Here is a 19,362-nt window from a genome sequence, read left to right as displayed (position 1 = left end):
AGGACCGGGGGTTTCACACCCCCGGACCCCCGTGGAGTATTTTAGTCAAGATGAAGGCGCGCGCTGTCAGAAGAACACTTCGGCGGCGGGGATGGCAAGCGTGGTCTGCGGGGTGCGCAGGATCAGGTTTCCGGCGGCGTCAATGCTGTCGAAGATGCCGTGGTGCACGTCGGTGCCTGTGCGCGCCCGGATCGGTTCGCCCAGACGGGCGGCGCAGGCCAGCCAGGCCGCGCGGACCGGGGCGAAGCCTTGGGCGGTGAAGGTGGCCTCCCACCGCGCGAAGGCGGGGGCGAGCTGGTCGAGGAAGGCTTCGGGCGTGATGCGCTGGCCGGATGCGTGCAGGACCGAAACCGGGGGGGTGGCACCCGGCTCCACCTCAGCCAGTGCCGGGTGGCCGATCAGGTTGACGCCGATGCCGATCGCGAGGGTCTGACCACCCTGCCCCCTCGCGCCTTGGCATTCGAGCAGAATGCCTGCCACCTTGCCGCCCGACAGCAGCACATCATTGGGCCATTTCAGCGCAAGCGCCTGCGGCGTGCCGGTCACGGCGGTCAGCGCATCATAGAGGGCAAGGGCAGCGACAAAACTGCGCAGGGCAAGGGATTGCGGCGCATCGGCGCTGTGCATCACATGGGTGGCGTAGAGGTTGCCGCGCGGGCTGGACCAGGGCCGGGCACGGCGGCCCCGTCCGGCGGTCTGGGTAGCCGCCACTATCCATGCGGGCCCCGCAAGCTGCGGGGCCCTTCGGAAGCCTTCGGCATTGGTGCTGTCAACCTCTGGCAGGAGGATGCGCCCGGTGCCGGCAGGCCAGTGCTTACCGGTCATCTTACCGGACGAGGGCTTCGGCGGCGAGCGCCGCGACAGGCTCAAGCCCAAACAGGTTGACGATGCCCAGAACCATGATCGCCGCCACGCCGATCATCATCACCCATTGCACCGGCGCCATGACGCTGTCTGCCGGTTCGCCCTCTTTGCCGAAATAGATGTAGAACACAATCCGCAGGTAATAGAACGCCCCGATGACCGAGGCCACCGCACCCGCTATCGCCAGCCAGACCATGCCTGCATCCACTGCCGCCTTCAGCACGTAGAACTTGCCGAAAAAGCCCAGCATCGGCGGCACACCCGCAAGGCTGAACATCAGCACCAAGAGCGCAAGCGCCTTGAGCGGTTCCTTTTTCGAGAACATGTTCAGCGACTGGATATCGGTGATCGGGCGGCCATCGCGTTCCATCGACAGGATAAAGGCGAAGGTGCCGACGTTCATGGTGACATAGATCGCCATGTAGATCAGCATCGCCTGCACCCCGGCAGCCGTTCCCGCCGCCAGACCAACCAGCGCATAGCCCATGTGAGCGATCGAGGAATAGGCCATCAGGCGCTTGATATCGCGCTGCCCGATGGCAGCAATGCCACCGAGGAACATCGACACCACGGCCAGCGCCGCCAGCACCTGCGACCATTCGCCGGGAATGCCGCCAAAGGCGTCATGCACCAGCCGCGCGATCAGCGCCATCGCCGCGACCTTGGGCGCGGTGGCGAAAAATGCGGTGATCGGGGTGGGCGAGCCTTCATACACGTCGGGCGTCCACATGTGGAAGGGTGCCGCCGAGACCTTGAAGGCGAGGGCCGCCAGCATGAACACCAGACCGATGGTCAGGCCCGCAGGGGTATCGCCCCCAAGCGTGGACAGGATGCCCGCGAATTGCGTCGTGCCGGCAAAGCCATAGGCCAGCGAGGCCCCATACAGGAACATGCCCGAGGACAGCGCGCCAAGCACGAAGTACTTCAGCCCGGCTTCGGACGATTTGGTGCTGTCACGCCGCATCGCGGCCACGACGTAAAGCGACAGCGACTGCAGCTCCAGCCCCATGTACAGCGTCATCAGATCGCCTGCCGAAACCATCACCATCATGCCGATGACGGCCAGCGTCACAAGGATCGGGAATTCAAACCGCAAGAGATCCCGGCGCTGCATGTAGTCCTGCGCCATCAGCATCACGCAGGCGGCAGAGACAAGGATGATCACCTTGGCAAAGCGGCCGAACGGGTCATCGGTGAACAAGCCGCCAAAGGCGATCCGCTCGCCCGTGGTGCCAAAGCCGATGAACAGCGCCAGCGCGATGAACAGGCCGGATGTGGCCCAGACCAGCGTGGCGGCGGTCTTGTCCTTGCCGCCGTAAGCCCCGAACATCAGCGCGCCAAGCGCGAAGGCCGCCAGAATGAACTCTGGCAGGATCGTGTTGAAATCGACTGCGGTCATGCGTCCCGCTCCTTCAATGCTGCGCAAGCTGCGATGCACCCGAAGCGGGGATCGCGGCCTGATAATCGGTCACAAGGGCGGTGACGCTGGGGCCGATGATATCGGTGACCAGCGCCGGGTAGATGCCCAGAAGCAGGGTCATGACCACCAGCGGCGCAAAGATCGCCTTTTCGCGGCGGGTCATGTCGGTGATCGAGCGGAGCGCCTCTTTGATCAGCTCGCCCATCACCACGCGGCGATAGAGCCACAGCGCATAGGCCGCCGACAGGATCACGCCAGAGGTGGCAACGGCGGCAACCCAGGTGTTGACCTGAAAGATCCCGACCAACACGAGGAATTCGCCGACAAAACCAGAGGTGCCCGGCAGGCCGACATTCGCCATGGTGAAGAACATGAAGATCATCGCATAGGCCGGCATCTTGTTGACCAGACCGCCATAGGCGTCAATCTCGCGGGTGTGCATCCGGTCATAGATCACGCCGACGCAAAGAAACAGCGCGCCCGAGATGAAGCCGTGGCTGATCATCTGGAAAATCGCACCATCAATGCCCTGCTGGTTGGCGGCAAAGATCCCCATCGTCACATAGCCCATATGCGCCACCGACGAATAGGCGATCAGCTTTTTCATGTCCGACTGCGCCAGCGCCACCAGGGACGTGTAAACGATGGCAATCGCCGACATCCACAGCACCAGCGGGGCCATCACATCCGACCCCACCGGAAACATCGGCAAGGAGAACCGCAGGAAGCCATAGCCGCCCATTTTCAAAAGGATCGCCGCCAGCACCACCGATCCGGCGGTCGGGGCCTGCACGTGGGCATCGGGCAACCAGGTGTGCACCGGCCACATCGGCATTTTCACCGCGAAACTGGCAAAGAACGCCAGAAACAGCATGGTCTGCAACCCGCCGATGACGGGGATGCCGAACAGGCTGAAGGTGTCAGACGTGAAGCTGTGGGTCAGCAGTGTCGGGATATCGGTGGTGCCCGCATCCCAATACATCGCGATCATCGCCACCAGCATCAGAACCGAGCCGAGGAAGGTATAGAGGAAGAACTTGAACGCGGCATAAATCCGTTCCTTGCCGCCCCAGATCCCGATGATCAGGAACATCGGGATCAGACCGGCCTCGAAGAACAGGTAGAACAGCACCAGATCCAGCGCGCAGAACACGCCCAGCATCAGAGTTTCCAGCATCAGAAACGCGATCATGTATTCCTTGACGCGGACCTCGACGTTCCAGCACGACGCGATGGTGATCGGCATCAGGAAGGTGGTCAGCATCACGAACAGCACAGAGATGCCATCGACGCCCATTTTATATTGCAGGCCAAGAATCCAGTCATATTCCTCGACGAACTGCATGTTTGTATTGGCCGGTTCGAACCCGGCGAGAAGGAACAGCGACACCAGAAAGGTGGCCGCCGTGGCCAGCAGCGCCAGCCATTTGGCGTTGTTCTGGGCGGCAAGATCATCGCCGCGCAGGAACAGCGCCATGATGATGGCGGCCACCGCGGGGATGAAGGTGATGATGGAAAGCAGGTTGTCCATAAGTTCTCTTTCGCCCCCTTACTGCGCGCCAGACAGCGTGAGCCAGGTGATCAGGGCAACAACCCCGAGCACCATGGCGAAGGCATAGTGAAACACATAGCCGGACTGCGCCCGACCGGCGAGGCGGGTCAGCATGGGGATCAGCCCCATCGCCACGCCGTTGATCGTCCCGTCAATCACCGCACCATCGCCCTTTTTCCAAAGGAAGCCCCCCAGCCATTTGGCCGGGCGCACGATGGTCCAGTCATACAGTTCGTCAAAGTACCATTTGTTCAGCAGGAACAGGTAGAGCGGCCGCTGGTTGGCCGCCAGACGACCGGGCAGCGACGGGTTTTTGATGTAGAACAGCCAGGACAGCGCAAAGCCCAGCACCATGGCGACAAACGGGCTGACCTTGACCCAGACCGGCACATAATGCGCATCGTGCAGCACCGTGTTGTCCGGTCCGATGAAGATGGCCCCTTTCGGTGCCACGGCGGCAATATGCGCGGCCTCTGCCGGGGCGACGTCGGCGGGGGCGGTTTCTGTCGCAACCGCAGCGCCTTCTGCCGGAGCAGCTTCTGCCGGTGCAGCCTCGGTCGCAACCACAGCGCCGTCTGCCGGGGCCGGGGCGGCAGCGCCCGTGACCGGGGCAGCGGCGTGCTCTTCCGTCTGGTGATGTGCGGCCTCCATGCCGAACCAGTTGCGCACCTTGGTCTCATCGCCAAAGAACACACTGTACCAGATCATCCCCGCAAAGACCGACCCAAGCGCCAGTACCCCCAGCGGGATCAGCATGACCATCGGGCTTTCGTGCGGCTCATGATGGTGGTCGTCATGGCCGTGGCCATGGCCGTGCCCCACGGTTCCGGCCCGGTTGGTGCCGAAAAACGTCAGGAACATCAGGCGCCAGGAATAGAAACTGGTCATCCCCGCCGCGACCACCAGCAACCAGAACGCGCCCTGATTGCCGACAAAGGCCGATTCAATCACCGCATCCTTGGACAGGAAGCCGGCAAAGCCGATATGAGTCAGCGGGATGCCGACGCCGGTAATCGCCAGCGTGCCGATCAGCATCGCCCAGAAGGTATAGGGGATCTTTTTGCGCAAGCCGCCGTAGTTGCGCATATCCTGTTCATGATGGGTGGCATGGATCACCGACCCCGCCCCCAGAAACAGCATCGCCTTGAAGAAAGCGTGGGTGAACAGGTGGAACATCGCCACCGAATACACCCCCACCCCGGCGGCCACGAACATGTAGCCCAGCTGCGACATCGTCGAATAGGCGATCACGCGCTTGATGTCGTTCTGCACCAGCCCAATGGTCGCCGCGACAAAGGCGGTCGCAGCGCCCAGAACCGTGATCATCACCATTGCCGACGGCGCATATTCATACAGCGGCGACATGCGGCAGACCAGAAACACCCCCGCCGTCACCATCGTTGCCGCATGGATCAGCGCCGACACCGGGGTCGGGCCTTCCATCGCGTCAGGCAGCCAGGTGTGCAGGCCAAGCTGCGCCGATTTCCCCATCGCGCCGATGAACAACAAGACCCCGATCAGGTTGGCGGCATTCCAGTCGGTCCACAGGAAGCGGATATTGGTCTCGGCCAGCGCGGGGGCTGCGGCAAACACCTCGTCAAACCGGATCGAGTCGGTCAGGAAAAACAGCGCCATGATGCCAAGGGCAAAGCCGAAATCGCCCACCCGGTTGACCACAAAGGCCTTGATGGCGGCGGCATTGGCGGAGGGCTTTTTGTAGTAGAACCCGATCAGCAGGTAAGACGCGACGCCCACCCCTTCCCAGCCAAAGAACATCTGCACAAGGTTGTCAGAGGTGACCAGCATCAGCATGGCAAAGGTAAAGAACGACAGGTATGCAAAGAACCGCGCCCGGTAATGCTCCCGGTCGGTCCAGTTGTCGTCATGCGCCATGTAGCCAAAGGAATAGAGGTGCACCAAAGCCGAAACCGAATTCACCACCACCAGCATGATCGCCGTCAGCCGGTCGATGCGGATCGCCCATTCGCTGCCAAGGCTGCCGCTTTCGATCCAGCGCAGCAGCACCACGCGGTACATCTCGCCGTCGAAGGTCAGAAAGATGATCCAGGACAGAAACGCCGCCAGAAACACCAGTGCGGTGGTGATGATCTGCCCGGCCCGTTCGCCGATGATGCGCCAGCCAAAGCCGCAGATCAGCGCGCCGACCAGCGGCGCAAGAAGGATGATCGTTGCCATGGGGTCAGCCTTTCATCACGTTGACGTCTTCGACGTCGATCGTTCCACGGTTGCGGAAGAACACCACCAGAATGGCAAGGCCAATCGCCGCCTCTGCCGCCGCCACGGTCAGGATGAACATGGTGAACACCTGCCCCACCAGATCGCCCAGATGGCTTGAAAACGCGACCATGTTGATGTTCACCGCCAGCAGCATCAATTCAATCGACATCAGGATGACGATCACATTCTTCCGGTTGAGGAAGATGCCGAAAATGCCGATGACGAACAGTGCCGCCGCGACTGTCAGGTAATGTTCCAGACCAACCATATCCTAGTCCCTCCGGGTGTTTGCCCCGTTTGTCTTTGTCGCAAAGGCGGGGTTAACCCCGCCCTACCCTTGTGCCTGAACCCTCAGAGCCCCTGCCCCGGTTTCACGTCTTTCAGCTCCATCGCCACTGCCGGATCACGCCACATCTGATGCAGCACGTTCTGGCGCTTCACATCCTTGCGGTGGCGCAGGGTCAGCAGGATCGCCCCGATCATCGCGACCAGCAGGATCAGACCCGACAACTGGAACAGCAGCAGATACTTGTCATAAATCAGCAGCCCCAGCGCGCGGGTGTTTTCCACCTGATCCATCGCAGGGGTCACGGCCTGACGCAGGCCCAAGGCACCTTCGGCCTGAACCCAGGCCCCGATGCCCAAGGACAGCTGCATCAACAAGACCACGCCGATCAGCAGACCCAGCGGCATGTAGCGGGCAATCTCGCCCTTTAGCGCGGCAAAATCGATGTCGAGCATCATCACCACGAACAGGAACAGCACCGCGACAGCACCCACATAGACGATGATCAGCAGCATCGCCACAAACTCGGCCCCCAGCAGCACGAACAACCCGGCCGAGGACAGAAAGGCCAGAATCAGCCACAGAACCGAATGCACCGGGTTGCGGCTGATGGTCACCATCAGCCCCGCCGCCACCACAACGATGGCAAAGGCGTAAAAGGCATAATCCGCAACGGTCATTTCTCGGACTCCTCCGTCTCGGCAAAGACGCTCTGGGCAATTTCCAGTGCCTTTTGCGTGGCGGGCAGCCCGCCGAACATGCTCATCTGCCAGATCACTTCCGCGACCTCACGCCGGGTGGCCCCGGCGGCCAGCCCGTTCTTGATCGTCACCCGCAGCTGCGGCTCGCCCAGCGGGCCCAGCACGGTCTGCGCGGCAATGGTCACCAGAAACCGGGTGCGGGCGTCCAGACCTTCGGGGTTGAAGGTCTTGCCAAACCACATTTCCAGCAGGTCCTTTGGCATCGCCGGGAACAGCTTTTCAAAGGCCTTGGGGTCGATGGTCTCCATCCCCGGCATGAAGGCGCTTGCCATCTTCTGGCCCTGCTCCATCATCTGCTGCAGCATCTTTGTGTAGGCGTCATTCATGGCCATCACCTGTAGGGCGCGTCGAGTTCGAGATTGCGGGCAATCTCCGCCTCCCAACGCGCGCCGTTATCAAGCAGCTTTTCCTTGTCGTAGAACAGCTCCTCGCGGGTTTCGGTGCTGAATTCAAAGTTCGGACCTTCGACAATGGCATCCACCGGGCAGGCTTCCTGACAGAAGCCGCAATAGATGCATTTGGTCATGTCGATGTCATAGCGCGTGGTCCGGCGGCTGCCGTCTTCACGCGGTTCGGCATCGATGGTGATGGCCTGCGCCGGGCAGATCGCTTCACACAGCTTGCAGGCGATGCAGCGTTCTTCGCCATTCGGATAGCGGCGCAGCGCGTGTTCACCACGGAACCGGGGCGACAGCGGCCCCTTTTCATGCGGATAGTTCAGCGTGCTTTTCGGCGCGAAGAAGTATTTCATCCCAAGGGCGAACCCTTTGAGGAAATCCTGCAACAGGAAATACCGGGTCGCGCGGTTCCAGTCGATGTTTGCCATCCTCAGCCCCCAATCGTCCAGCGGGCCCAGGCACCGCCCAATACTTCGAATTTCGCAAGAAATGCCACCAGCACAACCCAGCCCAGGCTGAGCGGCAGGAACACTTTCCAGCCGATCCGCATCAGCTGGTCGTAGCGATAGCGTGGCACGATGGCTTTCACCATGGCGAACAGGAAGAAGAAGAACGCCATCTTGATGAACATCCAGAAGAAGCCGTCAGGCAGCCCCGGAATGGGCGACAGCCAGCCACCGAAGAACAGCAGGCTCATCAGCGCGCACATCAGGAAGATGGCGATGTATTCCCCGGCCATGAACAACAAGTAGGGGGTCGAGGAATATTCCACCATGAACCCGGCCACCAGTTCCGATTCCGCCTCGGGCAGATCGAACGGCGGGCGGTTGGTTTCGGCCAGTGCGCTGATGAAGAACAGAACCACCATCGGCAGATGCGGCAGCCAGTACCACGAGAACAGGCCATAAGCCCCGTCCTGCGCCGCGACAATCGCCGAAAAGTTCATCGAGCCGGTGGAAATGATGATCCCGATGATGATCAGACCCAGCGACACCTCATAGGAAATCATCTGCGCGGCAGACCGCAACGACCCCAGGAACGGGTATTTGGAGTTTGACGCCCAGCCCCCCATGATCACGCCGTAAACCTCCAACGACGACACCGCAAAGACGAACAGGATCGCCACGTTGATATCGGCCAATATCCAGCCCGCGTTGAACGGAATGACCGCCCAGGCCAGCATTGCCAGCACGAAAGACAGCATCGGCGCCATGAAGAACACCGCGCGGTCGGCCCCGGCGGGCACCACGATTTCCTTGACCACATATTTCAGCGCATCGGCCACCGATTGCAGGACGCCGAAGGGCCCCACCACGTTGGGCCCGCGCCGCATCTGCACGGCCGCCCAGACCTTGCGGTCGCCGTAGACCAGAAACAACAGGCTGATCATCACGAAGCCCACGATCAGCAGGCTTTGCGCCGCGACCAGAACCAACGTGCCCATTGGCGTTGCCAGAAAGTCAGACATTCTCAGCCTCTCATCTTCAAATCGTCGGTATCCCGAGCGCGCCGCAGTCGCGCACCGTCACCTCAGCGTCAATCGTTCGCAGCCCGGGCGGGAGTGCTGCCGAGATCAGATAGACCGCGTCCCCCCGCCATGTGTTTCCGGTCTGCGCCACCGTGGTCCGTATATGCCGGGCAAAGCCAAAGCCCCGGATCAGCGCATATTGCGCGGCGGCACAGCGGCCATAAGCCTCGACATCAGCATTGTCGCGCGCGCCCTGCAGCGCGACGCGGAAGCTGACCATATCTTCCTGCAACAGAACGGTCTGAATGCCCTGATACGACGGATTGAGGCTGCCCTGTGACACGGGCCCGGTCCCGGCACAAGCCGACAGCGCCACAAAAGCGGCGGTCAGGCTGGCAAGGATGGGCGCGTGGGGCATCAGTTACTCCGCCGCCAATGGGGTTTGGGTGCGCGACTTCGCAAGCGCCGACATTTCCGCCATCACCTGCGAGGCGCGGGCAATCGGGTTGGTCAGGTAGAAATCCTGCACCGGCAGGCGGAAGCTGGCCGTCGCCGGCTCGCGCAGCGCGACCGGGGTCCAGGCGTTTTCAGCCACCTGATCAACCTTGCCCAGATGCGGATGCGCGGCCACCAGCGCCCGGCGCAGACCGGCCAGCGAATCCCACGGCAGGACACTGCCCAGTTCCGCCGACAGCGCGCGCAGGATCGCCCAGTTTTCCTTGGCCTCACCGGGCGCAAACCCGGCGCGCAGCGCCAGTTGCGGGCGGCCTTCGGTGTTGACGAACAGCCCGTTTTCCTCCGTATAGGCCGCGCCCGGCAGGATCAGGTCGGCGCGATGCGCGCCCCGATCGCCATGGCTGCCCTGATAGATCACGAACGGCCCGGCCTTGATCTCCACCTCATCGGCACCGAGGTTATAGACCACCTCTGCCCCATCCAGCGCCGCAGCCATGCCGCCGTCGGTGACGGCGCCCACATCCATCGCACCCACACGGGCCGCAGCGGTGTGCAGGACCAGCAGTTTTGCCCCCATCGCCCCGGCCAGTTGCATGGCCTGAGACAGAACCGCCTCGCCATCGGCCTCGTTCAGGGCACCCTGCCCGACGATCACCACAGCGCCTTCGGTTTCCGTCGCCTCAGCCGCCGCCTTGACCAAGGCCGCGCGGTCACTGCCTGCATGGGCATAATCATAGGTCAGATCGACCGCCGTGCCGATCACGGTCACATCGGCCCCCGCGCTCCACGCTTTGCGGATGCGGGCGTTCAGCACGGGCGCTTCATCGCGCGGGTTGGTGCCGATCAGGATGATCGCGCGTGCCGTGTCTATATCTTCAATCGCCGCTGTGCCCACATAAGCCGAGCGGTTGCCGATGGGCAGTTTCGCGCCATCGGTGCGGCATTCGATCCGGCCACCCAGACCTTCGACCAGCTGTTTCAGGCTGAACACAGCCTCCACCGGGGCCAGATCGCCGACGATGGCCGTGACCTTGCGGCCCGTCATCGCAGCGGCGGCAGCGGCCAAAGCCTCACCCCAGCCCGCTTTGCGCAAGCGGCCATTCTCGCGGATATAAGGCGTGTCCAGCCGCTGGCGGCGCAAGCCGTCCCAGATGAAGCGGGTCTTGTCGGAGATCCACTCCTCATTCACGCCATCATGGTTGCGCGGGATGATCCGCATCACCTCACGCCCCTTGGTGTCGATGCGGATGTTCGACCCCAGCGCATCCATCACGTCGATGGATTCCGTCTTGGTCAGTTCCCACGGCCGCGCGGTAAAGGCATAGGGCTTGGAGGTCAGCGCGCCAACCGGGCACAGGTCGATGATATTGCCCTGCAGGTTGCTGTTCAGCGTCTCGTTCAGATAGCTGGTGATCTCGGCATCCTCACCCCGGCCGGTCTGGCCCATCTGGGTGATGCCCGCGACTTCCGAGGTAAAGCGCACGCAGCGGGTGCAGGAGATGCAGCGCGTCATGGTGGTGGCGACCAGCGGGCCAAGGTTCAGATCCTCAGATGCCCGCTTCGGCTCGCGGTAGCGGCTGAAATCAACGCCATACGCCATGGCCTGATCCTGCAGATCACACTCGCCACCCTGATCGCAGATCGGGCAATCCAGCGGGTGGTTGATCAGCAGGAATTCCATCACCCCTTCGCGGGCCTTTTTGACCATCGGGCTGTTGGTTTTCACCAGCGGCGCTTCACCATTCGGGCCGGGACGCAGATCACGCACCTGCATGGCGCAGGAGGCCGCCGGTTTCGGCGGGCCGCCCACAACCTCGACCAGACACATGCGGCAGTTGCCCGCAATCGTCAGACGTTCGTGATAGCAAAAGCGCGGAATTTCCACGCCTGCCACCTCGGCCGCCTGGATGATGGTCATCGCGCCATCCACCTCGACCTCGATACCGTCAATGCTGATCTTTTTCAGGTTCGTCATCTGCTTACTCCGCAGCCATCGTGGCACTGGGGTAGATCACCCGCCCCCGCGCCGTGTTCTGTGCCGGGCGGTGCGCCGCCCGGCGAATTATGTGCGCTGCGGTCATCTGGTTGACCTCAGCAAGTATCCGACCATGCTGCCACGCGCGATTTCCGCCTCGCCTGCCGTGCAATAGGCCGCCGGTTGTCCGGGCACGGCACCTTTGGATGCCAGCCATGTCGCAGCTTCGGCCCGGCCACGGGCCTTTTCCGTCCGGCTTTCGACAAAGGCCCGTACCTCGGTGGCGCTGTAGCCTTGCCCCAGCGCATAGTCACGCAGCTTGCGCAGCTCATTCAGCGCGCGCAGCTTGCGGGGCTGCATCGTCGGGCAATTGTCGGCAATCGCATCGGCAATGAAGCCGCTGCGCAAGGTGTCGTTGATCCGCTGTTCCTGATTGATCGGCACCAGCGCAAAGGCGGGTACAGCAAACATCAGGGCGGCGAGGGTCAGGGGGATCAGTTTCATCAGGGCCTCCTTGGCATTCCATGCCAGGGAGATAGGGGCTGCGGCGGCTGATAGGCCATGACAAGGCCGTGCCATCACGCGAAGTTGGGGTGCTATCGCATAACGCATCATGCGCAGCCCTCCACATAAACCCATGCGCCCGCGTCGAACCTGTCATAGATGCTGGGCCGCAACCGGCGGCCTTGCGCAGCGCAGGTGGCATCGGCCACCCGGCGGGCGGCGGCACCTTCATACAGGCGGAACGGCTGGCCATTGTTGGTCACCCGCAAAGGTTCACGCACAGCCGTACCCTGACCCGCCCCTTGCGGGGCCGGTTGCACGCAGGCACCAAGTGCGAGCGTCAGGGAAAGGGCGGCGCGCATCCGCATCACTCCGCCGCGACGGCGCTGATGCGCCCGGTTTTCCTGGCCTTGATCCGGTCTTCAATCTCATCGCGGAACGCCCGGACCAGCCCCTGAATGGGCCAGGCCGCCGCATCGCCCAAAGCGCAGATCGTGTGGCCTTCAACCTGCTTGGTCACGGAAATCAGCATGTCGATTTCTTCAATCTCAGCCTCACCGCGCACCAGACGGTCCATCACCCGCATCATCCAGCCGGTGCCTTCGCGGCAGGGCGTGCACTGGCCGCAGGACTCGTGCTTGTAAAACTTCGACAAGCGCCAGATCGCCTTGATCACATCCGTCGACTGATCCATCACGATCACCGCCGCCGTGCCCAGACCCGACCGCTGTTCACGCAGCCAGTCGAAATCCATGATCGCATCGTCACATTGCGCCGCGTTCAGCAAGGGCACCGAAGACCCGCCGGGGATCACGGCCTTGAGGTTCTTCCACCCGCCGCGCACGCCACCACAATGCCGCTCCAGCAATTCCTTCAGCGGGATCGACATCGACTCTTCCACCACGCAGGGTGCGTTCACATGGCCCGAGATGCCGAACAGCTTGGTGCCCGCGTTGTTCGGGCGGCCAAAGCTGGCAAACCACTCCGGCCCGCGCCGCAGGATCGTGGGCACAACGGCAATCGATTCCACATTGTTCACCGTGGTCGGGCAGCCGTACAGCCCCGCGCCCGCCGGGAACGGCGGCTTCATCCGCGGCATGCCCTTCTTGCCCTCAAGGCTTTCAAGCAATGCGGTTTCTTCGCCGCAGATATAGGCCCCGGCGCCGTGGTGCAGGTACAGATCGAAATCCCAGCCGGATTTCGCGGCATTGCGGCCCAGCATCCCGGCATCATAGCATTCGTCAATCGCCGCCTGCAGCGCCTCTTTCTCGCGGATGTATTCACCACGGATATAGATGTAGCAGGCATTGGCGTTCATCGCGAAAGACGCAATCAGCGCGCCTTCGATCAGCGTATGCGGATCATGGCGCATGATCTCGCGGTCCTTGCAGGTGCCGGGCTCGGACTCGTCAGCGTTGATCACCAGATAGGCGGGCCGACCGTCGGACTGCTTGGGCATGAACGACCATTTCAGGCCCGTGGGAAACCCTGCCCCACCACGCCCGCGCAAACCGGATGCCTTCATCTGCTCGATGATCTTGTCCCGGCCACGCGCGATGATTTCAGCGGTGCCATCCCAATGGCCACGCTTCATTGCCCCGGCAAGGGTGCGGTCATGCATCCCATACAGGTTGGTAAAGATGCGGTCCTGATCCTTGAGCATCGTCTTTTCCTTATCCCCGGCGCGAGCGCCAGATCTGATACGTCACAACCAGCGCCCAGAAGAACGCGGCAATTGCGGCAAAATCGAACAGAAAGACATAGCGAGGGTCCCACCCCATCTGTCCGCCCACAAATTGCGCGCCCATCCACAACAGCATGGTTCCGGCCAGAACGAAGGCGACAAGCCGGGCCTTGTGGGCCGTGCTGCGGTCGCGGTCCGGATCTGGCGCGGTCATCCCTGCGCCTCAGTAGTCGTTGGTTCTGGCCCGGATGCGGAATGCGTCCAGACCTTCGGTCACGATGATCTTTGCCTGCGCCACCCATTTGTCACGGGTGACACGGCCACGGAAGCCTTTCAGGTTCTGGTCCATCCAGGCGATATCAGTTTCGGACCAGCCGGCGATCTGGTCAAAGTGGTAGATCCCAAGCTCATGGCACAGCTTTTCCAGCGCAGGGCCAATGCCTTCGATAACCTTCAGATCATCGGCCACACCACCGCGCGGGGCGGCCAGCCCCTGCGGTTTGGTGCCTGCGGTCAGCGGCGGCGCAAGGCCCGGTTCGGGTTTCAGCGCAACCCCGTCTTGGGTGGCTTTGGTCGGCACCGTTTCCGGCGCGGCGGCAACCTCGGTCGGGGTGCTCGCCGGTTCCTGCTTGGAAATCGGCCTGCCCTTGGATTTGGCCGGAGCCTCCTGCACGGTCACGCCGGTGGCATCCGCCGGGATGCCCGCGCCGGGCGTCGGTTCGCTGGGCACGTCATCGGCTGCGTCAGACCCATGCGGCGCTTCGGGCCGGGCGATCCATGGCGTGGTCAGCGGCACCTCGGTGCCATCGATCCGCTTGACGGTTTCGCCAATGTCCACCGCCCGTTGCACGCTTGCGTTATAGGGTTTGCGCCCGGCTTCATGGTCCTTGAGGCTTGTCAGACCCGTCACCGGCTCCGACGCGTAGCGCCCGTTCTGCGGGCCGGGCACCGGCACCTCACCGGCACTGAACCGCGCGATCAGGTCGCGCAGCTTTTCAGGCGTCAGGTCCTCATAGTAATCCTTGCCGATCTGGGCCATCGGCGCGTTGGTACAGGCCCCCAGACACTCGACCTCTTCCCAGGAAAACTTGCCATCGGCTGACACCGTATGCGGCTGCTTCGCGATCAGCTCCTGACAGACTGCGATCAGATCCTCCGCCCCGCAAATCATGCACGACGTGGTGCCGCAGATCTGAATATTGGCGATGGACCCAACGGGTTGCAGCTGGAACATGAAGTAGAACGTCGCCACTTCCAGCGCGCGGATATAGGCCATGCCCAGCATACCCGCCACATATTCAATCGCAGGTCGCGTCAGCCAGCCATGCTGTTCCTGCGCGCGCCACAAAAGCGGGATGATGGCCGAGGCCTGACGCCCCTCGGGGTATTTGGAAATCTGCCCCTGCGCCCAGGCAAGGTTTGCGGGCGTGAATTCAAACGAGGCAGGCTGGTCTTTGTGAAGGCGGCGCAGCATCAGCGGTCGATCTCCCCGAACACGACATCCATCGTGCCGATGATGGCAGAGACGTCAGCAAGCTGATGCCCCTTGCAGATATAATCCATGGATTGCAGGTGCAAAAACCCCGGCGCGCGGATCTTGGCGCGGTAGGGTTTGTTGGTGCCATCCGCCATCAGATAGACGCCGAACTCCCCTTTGGGGGCCTCCACTGCTGCGTAAACCTCACCCGCAGGCACATGGAAGCCTTCGGTGTACAGTTTGAAGTGGTGGATCAGCGCTTCCATGCTGGTCTTCATCTCACCGCGTTTGGGCGGTGTGATCTTGCCGCGCGCCAGCACATCGCCCTTTTCCACCCGCAGCTTGGCGCAGGCCTGACGGATGATGTGAGTCGACTCGCGCATTTCCTGCATGCGGCACAGATAGCGATCGTAGCAGTCGCCGTTCTTGCCGATCGGAATCTTGAAGTCGAATTCGTCATAGCATTCATAGGGTTGCGCGCGGCGCAAATCCCATGCCATGCCTGAACCACGGACCATCACACCGGAATAGCCCCATTTCAGGACATCATCTTCGGTGACAATGCCGATATCGGCATTGCGCTGTTTGAAGATGCGATTTTCGGTCAGCAGCGTGTCGATATCATCCAGAACGCGCGGGAACTCCACCGCCCACTGGTCGATATCTTCGACCAGCTGGTCGGTCAGGTCGACATGCACCCCACCCGGGCGGAAATAGGCGGCGTGCAGGCGGGCACCGCAGGCCCGCTCATAAAACACCATCAGTTTTTCGCGTTCCTCAAAGCCCCAGAGCGGCGGCGTCAGCGCGCCCACGTCCATGGCCTGGGTGGTCACGTTCAGCAGGTGGTTCAGCACCCGGCCAATCTCGGAATACAGCACCCGGATCAGCGACGCACGGCGCGGCACGACCGTTCCGGTCAGCCGTTCAATTGCCAGACACCAGGCATGTTCCTGGTTCATCGGGGCCACATAGTCGAGGCGGTCGAAATACGGCAGGTTCTGCAGGTAAGTCCTGCTCTCCATCAGTTTTTCGGTGCCACGGTGCAGCAAGCCGATATGCGGGTCGCAACGTTCGACAATCTCGCCGTCCAGCTCCAGCACCAGACGCAAAACGCCATGCGCCGCAGGGTGTTGCGGGCCGAAGTTGATGTTGAAATTACGGATGCGCTGCTCGCCGGTTTCAAAATCGGTCGAGCCGTCGTCATAGCTGTTCTTGCGGATATCGCCATCCATCAGATTGCTCCCCTATGGTCGCGGGCCATTTACTTCGCCCCCGCCTTGTCATCCCCGGGCAGCACGTATTGCGCGCCTTCCCAAGGGGACATGAAATCAAACTGCCGGTATTCCTGCACCAGCTTCACCGGCTCATAGACCACACGCTTCTGCGCCTCGTCATAGCGCACTTCGGTGTAGCCGGTGGTCGGGAAATCCTTGCGCAGCGGGTGGCCGCGGAAGCCGTAATCGGTCAAAATACGGCGCAGGTCGGGGTGGCCGGAAAACAGGATGCCGAACATGTCGAACACTTCGCGTTCGAACCAGTTGGCTGCCGGGAAGACATCGACCAGCGACGGCACCATGTCCTGTTCCCCAACCGCGATTTTCACCCGGATGCGGTGGTTCTGATACATCGACAGGTAGTGATAGACCACATCGAACCGCCGTTCGCGCGTCGGGTGATCCACCGCCGTGATATCCACCAGCGACGAAAACCGGCAGGCCCCGTCGACGCGCAGAAAATCGCTGAAATCCGCGATATGGCTGGCCACAACCTCCAGCGTCAACTCGCCAAAGGCAATATGTGATGACAGCACATCATTGGGCCGCTTCATTTCGATATGGGCAGCCAGTTCTTGGAGCGCTTCGGACATCGTTTCCTCCTCAGCGGGTCAGGGTGCCGGTGCGGCGGATTTTCCGCTGCAACTGCAGGATGCCATACAGCAGCGCCTCGGCTGTGGGTGGGCAGCCGGGCACGTAGATATCCACCGGCACGATGCGGTCACAGCCGCGCACCACCGAATAGCTGTAGTGGTAATAGCCGCCGCCATTGGCGCAGGACCCCATCGAGATCACATAGCGCGGTTCCGGCATCTGGTCATAGACCTTGCGCAGCGCCGGGGCCATCTTGTTGGTCAGCGTACCGGCCACGATCATCACATCCGACTGGCGCGGGGATGCGCGCGGGGCCACGCCGAAGCGTTCCACATCATAGCGCGGCATCGAAGTGTGCATCATTTCCACAGCACAACAGGCCAGACCGAATGTCATCCAGTGCAAAGACCCGATCCGCGCCCAGTTGATGATGTCTTCGGTCGAGGTCAGCAGGAAACCTTTGTCCTGCAAATCGCGGTTCAGGGCCTGGGTGGCAACCTCCATGTCGCCGCCCGCCGTGTTGGCTCCTGCCATCACTCCCATTCCAAGGCCCCCTTCTTCCATTCATAGGCAAAGCCCACCGTCAGCACGCCCAGAAACACCATCATCGACCAGAACGCGGTCATGCTGATTTCCCCAAAGGCGACCGCCCAGGGGAACAGGAACGCGACTTCCAGATCAAAGATGATGAACAAGATTGACACGAGGTAAAACCGCACATCAAATTTCATCCGCGCATCGTCAAAAGCGTTGAACCCGCATTCATAGGCCGACACCTTTTCCGGGTCCGGATTGCGCACGGCAAGCAGCGCAGCGGCCAGAAGCAGAACAAGCCCCAGACCGATGGCAAGGGCGAGCAGAACGATAATGGGAAAATACTCTCGGAGAAGTGCGTCCACGAGATGCTCCTTCGGCTGGCGACTGCGAGCTGCGGATGCTGGCGACCCGCTTGCACTCTTGGTCTTCGTTTACTCTGGTCCCCCAGCGGGGTCAACGGACAGGGCACCGAAATACGGCAACAATGCAGGGTGAAATTCGTCGCATCTGAAAAACTATACAGACTGCATGGCTTGCAGTTCCAATTGCTTGCTGCACTGCGGCACACGAATCGAAAGGTTAATCGTTTCCCCGCCGGGCACAGCCCGTCAGTCGCCCAAGGGCAGCGCCGCAACCGGGGCAACCTCACCCTGCCCCACGCGCAGCACCTCTGACCGGATGATCCGCGCGATCAGCGCTGCATCTGCGGCGGTGAAGGTCAGCGGCAGGCGCATGTCGATCAGCCCGGCCAGCACCGCATCGGTCTGCGGCAGGGGCTGGGGGTCGGCGTACTGCCAATGATCGTAGCGGCTGGTAAAGGCCACGGGGTCCGGCGCGCCGAACCATTTCAGCTCTACCCCCCGCGCTGCACAGCGCGCGACCAGCGACGCCACCCGCGCAGGCTCCCACCCCGGCAGGGTGAACTGGAAACTTGACGGCACAAAGCGTTCGGCCACCGGGCGCGGGATCAGGCGCAGCCCGTTGGTCTGGTCCAGCCCCTGTTCCAGCCCGCGGTACAACGCCAGCCACCGCGCGGCACGATCCTCCAGCAGTGCAATCTGCGGCCGCAGGATCGCCGCGCGCAGATTGTCCATCCGCCCCGAGATATTGGGCACATCCAGCCGCAACCCTTCGAACACCTCCGCCGGCGGGGCGGCGCGGTGGCGGGCGTAGAGCATGTAGCTGCCCGACAGCAGCACAGACCGCGCGGCAAGACCGGCATCGTCGGTCACCAGAAACCCGCCCTCGCCCGAGTTCATGTGCTTGTAGGTCTGCGTCGAATAGCAGCCGATCACCCCGTGCCGCCCCGAGGGCACGCCGTTCCACGCGGCCCCCATGGTATGGGCGCAATCCTCGATCACCTGCACGCCAAGGCGGGCACACAGCGCCATCAGCCGGTCCATGTCGCAGATATGCCCGCGCATATGCGACAGCATCAGCACCCGCGCACCCGTCGCCTGCGCCATCGCCTCAAGATGCGTGAAATCGATTGTCAGATCGGGCGTGGTTTCGATGAACACCGGGCGCGCGCCGATGCTGGCAATCGCCCCCGGTACAGGGGCCAGCGTGAAGGCGTTGGTCAGCACAGGTTCCCCGTGAGCCACCTGCAAGGCGCGCAAGGCGGTGGCCATCGCATAGCCGCCAGACGCCACCGCAAGGCAATAGCGCGCGCCGGTAAAGGCGGCAAATTCCTCTTCCAGCAGGGCGGTTTGCGCTGTTTCATCGGGGGCGGTGTTATAGCGGTGCAACCGCCCGTGGCGCAGGATGGCGATGGCCGCCTCTATCCCCGCGTCGGGAATGGGTTCCTGTTGGGTGAAGCTGCCGGTAAAGCGTTCCATGCCGGGAACATGGGGCGCAATCGCCATGTCGTCAAT

Annotated in this window: 21 protein-coding genes; all 21 read right to left on the bottom strand. The window is 62.3% G+C overall.

Going from position 1 to position 19,362, the window contains the following annotated elements:
- Nucleotides 1-66: 66 nt before the first annotated feature.
- Entirely contained in the window at nucleotides 67-825 is a 759-nt protein-coding gene (locus Q7J44_RS02520) for a biotin--[acetyl-CoA-carboxylase] ligase (RefSeq protein ID WP_304876679.1), read from the bottom strand.
- Between the two features lies 1 nt (nucleotide 826).
- Nucleotides 827-2,263: an NADH-quinone oxidoreductase subunit NuoN gene (gene nuoN / locus Q7J44_RS02515; protein WP_304876677.1), complete on the bottom strand. Its 1,437-nt coding sequence runs from the start codon at nucleotides 2,261-2,263 to the stop codon at nucleotides 827-829.
- A gap of 13 nt (nucleotides 2,264-2,276) precedes the next feature.
- Nucleotides 2,277-3,815, bottom strand: coding sequence for an NADH-quinone oxidoreductase subunit M (locus Q7J44_RS02510; RefSeq protein ID WP_304876675.1), 1,539 nt, complete (start codon nucleotides 3,813-3,815; stop codon nucleotides 2,277-2,279).
- A gap of 18 nt (nucleotides 3,816-3,833) precedes the next feature.
- Nucleotides 3,834-6,032 carry an NADH-quinone oxidoreductase subunit L gene (gene nuoL, locus Q7J44_RS02505; protein WP_304876673.1) on the bottom strand — a complete coding sequence of 733 codons (2,199 nt, stop codon included), beginning with the start codon at nucleotides 6,030-6,032 and terminating at the stop codon, nucleotides 3,834-3,836.
- 4 nt (nucleotides 6,033-6,036) lie between these two features.
- The gene (gene nuoK / locus Q7J44_RS02500; RefSeq protein ID WP_103333769.1) at nucleotides 6,037-6,342 is read right to left on the bottom strand and encodes an NADH-quinone oxidoreductase subunit NuoK; all 306 of its coding nucleotides are present in this window, start codon (nucleotides 6,340-6,342) and stop codon (nucleotides 6,037-6,039) included.
- Between the two features lie 83 nt (nucleotides 6,343-6,425).
- Nucleotides 6,426-7,040, bottom strand: a complete 615-nt coding sequence (locus Q7J44_RS02495; protein ID WP_304876670.1) for an NADH-quinone oxidoreductase subunit J — start codon at nucleotides 7,038-7,040, stop codon at nucleotides 6,426-6,428.
- Nucleotides 7,037-7,447 carry a carboxymuconolactone decarboxylase family protein gene (locus Q7J44_RS02490; protein WP_304876668.1) on the bottom strand — a complete coding sequence of 137 codons (411 nt, stop codon included), beginning with the start codon at nucleotides 7,445-7,447 and terminating at the stop codon, nucleotides 7,037-7,039. The genes Q7J44_RS02495 and Q7J44_RS02490 overlap by 4 nt, the downstream gene beginning before the upstream one ends.
- Nucleotides 7,448-7,452: 5 nt before the next feature.
- Entirely contained in the window at nucleotides 7,453-7,947 is a 495-nt protein-coding gene (gene nuoI, locus Q7J44_RS02485; protein ID WP_118151180.1) for an NADH-quinone oxidoreductase subunit NuoI, read from the bottom strand.
- Between the two features lie 2 nt (nucleotides 7,948-7,949).
- Entirely contained in the window at nucleotides 7,950-8,987 is a 1,038-nt protein-coding gene (nuoH, locus tag Q7J44_RS02480; protein ID WP_304876665.1) for an NADH-quinone oxidoreductase subunit NuoH, read from the bottom strand.
- Between the two features lie 16 nt (nucleotides 8,988-9,003).
- Entirely contained in the window at nucleotides 9,004-9,405 is a 402-nt protein-coding gene (locus Q7J44_RS02475) for a hypothetical protein (protein WP_304876663.1), read from the bottom strand.
- A 3-nt stretch (nucleotides 9,406-9,408) separates the two neighbouring features.
- A complete protein-coding gene (gene nuoG, locus Q7J44_RS02470; RefSeq protein WP_304876661.1) occupies nucleotides 9,409-11,418 on the bottom strand; it encodes an NADH-quinone oxidoreductase subunit NuoG in 2,010 nt (669 codons plus the stop codon).
- A gap of 102 nt (nucleotides 11,419-11,520) precedes the next feature.
- Entirely contained in the window at nucleotides 11,521-11,922 is a 402-nt protein-coding gene (locus Q7J44_RS02465) for a DUF5333 domain-containing protein (RefSeq protein WP_304876659.1), read from the bottom strand.
- A 107-nt stretch (nucleotides 11,923-12,029) separates the two neighbouring features.
- Nucleotides 12,030-12,284: a hypothetical protein gene (locus Q7J44_RS02460; RefSeq protein WP_304876657.1), complete on the bottom strand. Its 255-nt coding sequence runs from the start codon at nucleotides 12,282-12,284 to the stop codon at nucleotides 12,030-12,032.
- Between the two features lie 5 nt (nucleotides 12,285-12,289).
- Nucleotides 12,290-13,585: an NADH-quinone oxidoreductase subunit NuoF gene (gene nuoF / locus Q7J44_RS02455; protein WP_304876656.1), complete on the bottom strand. Its 1,296-nt coding sequence runs from the start codon at nucleotides 13,583-13,585 to the stop codon at nucleotides 12,290-12,292.
- A gap of 10 nt (nucleotides 13,586-13,595) precedes the next feature.
- Complete coding sequence (locus tag Q7J44_RS02450) at nucleotides 13,596-13,820, bottom strand: DUF5337 domain-containing protein (RefSeq protein WP_304876654.1); 225 nt, start codon at nucleotides 13,818-13,820, stop codon at nucleotides 13,596-13,598.
- A 9-nt stretch (nucleotides 13,821-13,829) separates the two neighbouring features.
- Nucleotides 13,830-15,080, bottom strand: a complete 1,251-nt coding sequence (locus tag Q7J44_RS02445; RefSeq protein ID WP_304876652.1) for an NADH-quinone oxidoreductase subunit E — start codon at nucleotides 15,078-15,080, stop codon at nucleotides 13,830-13,832.
- Nucleotides 15,080-16,315, bottom strand: a complete 1,236-nt coding sequence (locus Q7J44_RS02440; RefSeq protein ID WP_304876649.1) for an NADH-quinone oxidoreductase subunit D — start codon at nucleotides 16,313-16,315, stop codon at nucleotides 15,080-15,082. Before Q7J44_RS02440 ends, Q7J44_RS02445 begins: the two co-directional genes overlap by 1 nt.
- A gap of 29 nt (nucleotides 16,316-16,344) precedes the next feature.
- Nucleotides 16,345-16,950 carry an NADH-quinone oxidoreductase subunit C gene (locus Q7J44_RS02435; protein WP_304876647.1) on the bottom strand — a complete coding sequence of 202 codons (606 nt, stop codon included), beginning with the start codon at nucleotides 16,948-16,950 and terminating at the stop codon, nucleotides 16,345-16,347.
- 10 nt (nucleotides 16,951-16,960) lie between these two features.
- Complete coding sequence (locus tag Q7J44_RS02430) at nucleotides 16,961-17,494, bottom strand: NADH-quinone oxidoreductase subunit B family protein (RefSeq protein WP_103333781.1); 534 nt, start codon at nucleotides 17,492-17,494, stop codon at nucleotides 16,961-16,963.
- A complete protein-coding gene (locus Q7J44_RS02425) occupies nucleotides 17,485-17,850 on the bottom strand; it encodes an NADH-quinone oxidoreductase subunit A (RefSeq protein WP_304876643.1) in 366 nt (121 codons plus the stop codon). Before Q7J44_RS02425 ends, Q7J44_RS02430 begins: the two co-directional genes overlap by 10 nt.
- A gap of 246 nt (nucleotides 17,851-18,096) precedes the next feature.
- On the bottom strand, nucleotides 18,097-19,353 hold the full coding sequence (locus Q7J44_RS02420) for a DegT/DnrJ/EryC1/StrS aminotransferase family protein (RefSeq protein WP_304876641.1): 1,257 nt from the start codon (nucleotides 19,351-19,353) through the stop codon (nucleotides 18,097-18,099).
- Nucleotides 19,354-19,362 lie beyond the last annotated feature (9 nt).

The sequence above is a fragment of the Pseudotabrizicola sp. genome (assembly GCF_030656345.1).
Lineage (GTDB): Bacteria > Pseudomonadota > Alphaproteobacteria > Rhodobacterales > Rhodobacteraceae > Pseudotabrizicola.
This window is presented reverse-complemented; position numbering and strand designations above follow the sequence as displayed.

Coding starts and splice junctions, on each gene's coding strand:
- Q7J44_RS02520 (WP_304876679.1), bottom strand. CDS start 825: ATGACCGGTAAGCACTGGCCTGCCGGCACCGGGCGCATCCTCCTGCCA.
- nuoN (WP_304876677.1), bottom strand. CDS start 2,263: ATGACCGCAGTCGATTTCAACACGATCCTGCCAGAGTTCATTCTGGCG.
- Q7J44_RS02510 (WP_304876675.1), bottom strand. CDS start 3,815: ATGGACAACCTGCTTTCCATCATCACCTTCATCCCCGCGGTGGCCGCC.
- nuoL (WP_304876673.1), bottom strand. CDS start 6,032: ATGGCAACGATCATCCTTCTTGCGCCGCTGGTCGGCGCGCTGATCTGC.
- nuoK (WP_103333769.1), bottom strand. CDS start 6,342: ATGGTTGGTCTGGAACATTACCTGACAGTCGCGGCGGCACTGTTCGTC.
- Q7J44_RS02495 (WP_304876670.1), bottom strand. CDS start 7,040: ATGACCGTTGCGGATTATGCCTTTTACGCCTTTGCCATCGTTGTGGTG.
- Q7J44_RS02490 (WP_304876668.1), bottom strand. CDS start 7,447: ATGAATGACGCCTACACAAAGATGCTGCAGCAGATGATGGAGCAGGGC.
- nuoI (WP_118151180.1), bottom strand. CDS start 7,947: ATGGCAAACATCGACTGGAACCGCGCGACCCGGTATTTCCTGTTGCAG.
- nuoH (WP_304876665.1), bottom strand. CDS start 8,987: ATGTCTGACTTTCTGGCAACGCCAATGGGCACGTTGGTTCTGGTCGCG.
- Q7J44_RS02475 (WP_304876663.1), bottom strand. CDS start 9,405: ATGCCCCACGCGCCCATCCTTGCCAGCCTGACCGCCGCTTTTGTGGCG.
- nuoG (WP_304876661.1), bottom strand. CDS start 11,418: ATGACGAACCTGAAAAAGATCAGCATTGACGGTATCGAGGTCGAGGTG.
- Q7J44_RS02465 (WP_304876659.1), bottom strand. CDS start 11,922: ATGAAACTGATCCCCCTGACCCTCGCCGCCCTGATGTTTGCTGTACCC.
- Q7J44_RS02460 (WP_304876657.1), bottom strand. CDS start 12,284: ATGCGCGCCGCCCTTTCCCTGACGCTCGCACTTGGTGCCTGCGTGCAA.
- nuoF (WP_304876656.1), bottom strand. CDS start 13,585: ATGCTCAAGGATCAGGACCGCATCTTTACCAACCTGTATGGGATGCAT.
- Q7J44_RS02450 (WP_304876654.1), bottom strand. CDS start 13,820: ATGACCGCGCCAGATCCGGACCGCGACCGCAGCACGGCCCACAAGGCC.
- Q7J44_RS02445 (WP_304876652.1), bottom strand. CDS start 15,080: ATGCTGCGCCGCCTTCACAAAGACCAGCCTGCCTCGTTTGAATTCACG.
- Q7J44_RS02440 (WP_304876649.1), bottom strand. CDS start 16,315: ATGGATGGCGATATCCGCAAGAACAGCTATGACGACGGCTCGACCGAT.
- Q7J44_RS02435 (WP_304876647.1), bottom strand. CDS start 16,950: ATGTCCGAAGCGCTCCAAGAACTGGCTGCCCATATCGAAATGAAGCGG.
- Q7J44_RS02430 (WP_103333781.1), bottom strand. CDS start 17,494: ATGGGAGTGATGGCAGGAGCCAACACGGCGGGCGGCGACATGGAGGTT.
- Q7J44_RS02420 (WP_304876641.1), bottom strand. CDS start 19,353: ATGGCGATTGCGCCCCATGTTCCCGGCATGGAACGCTTTACCGGCAGC.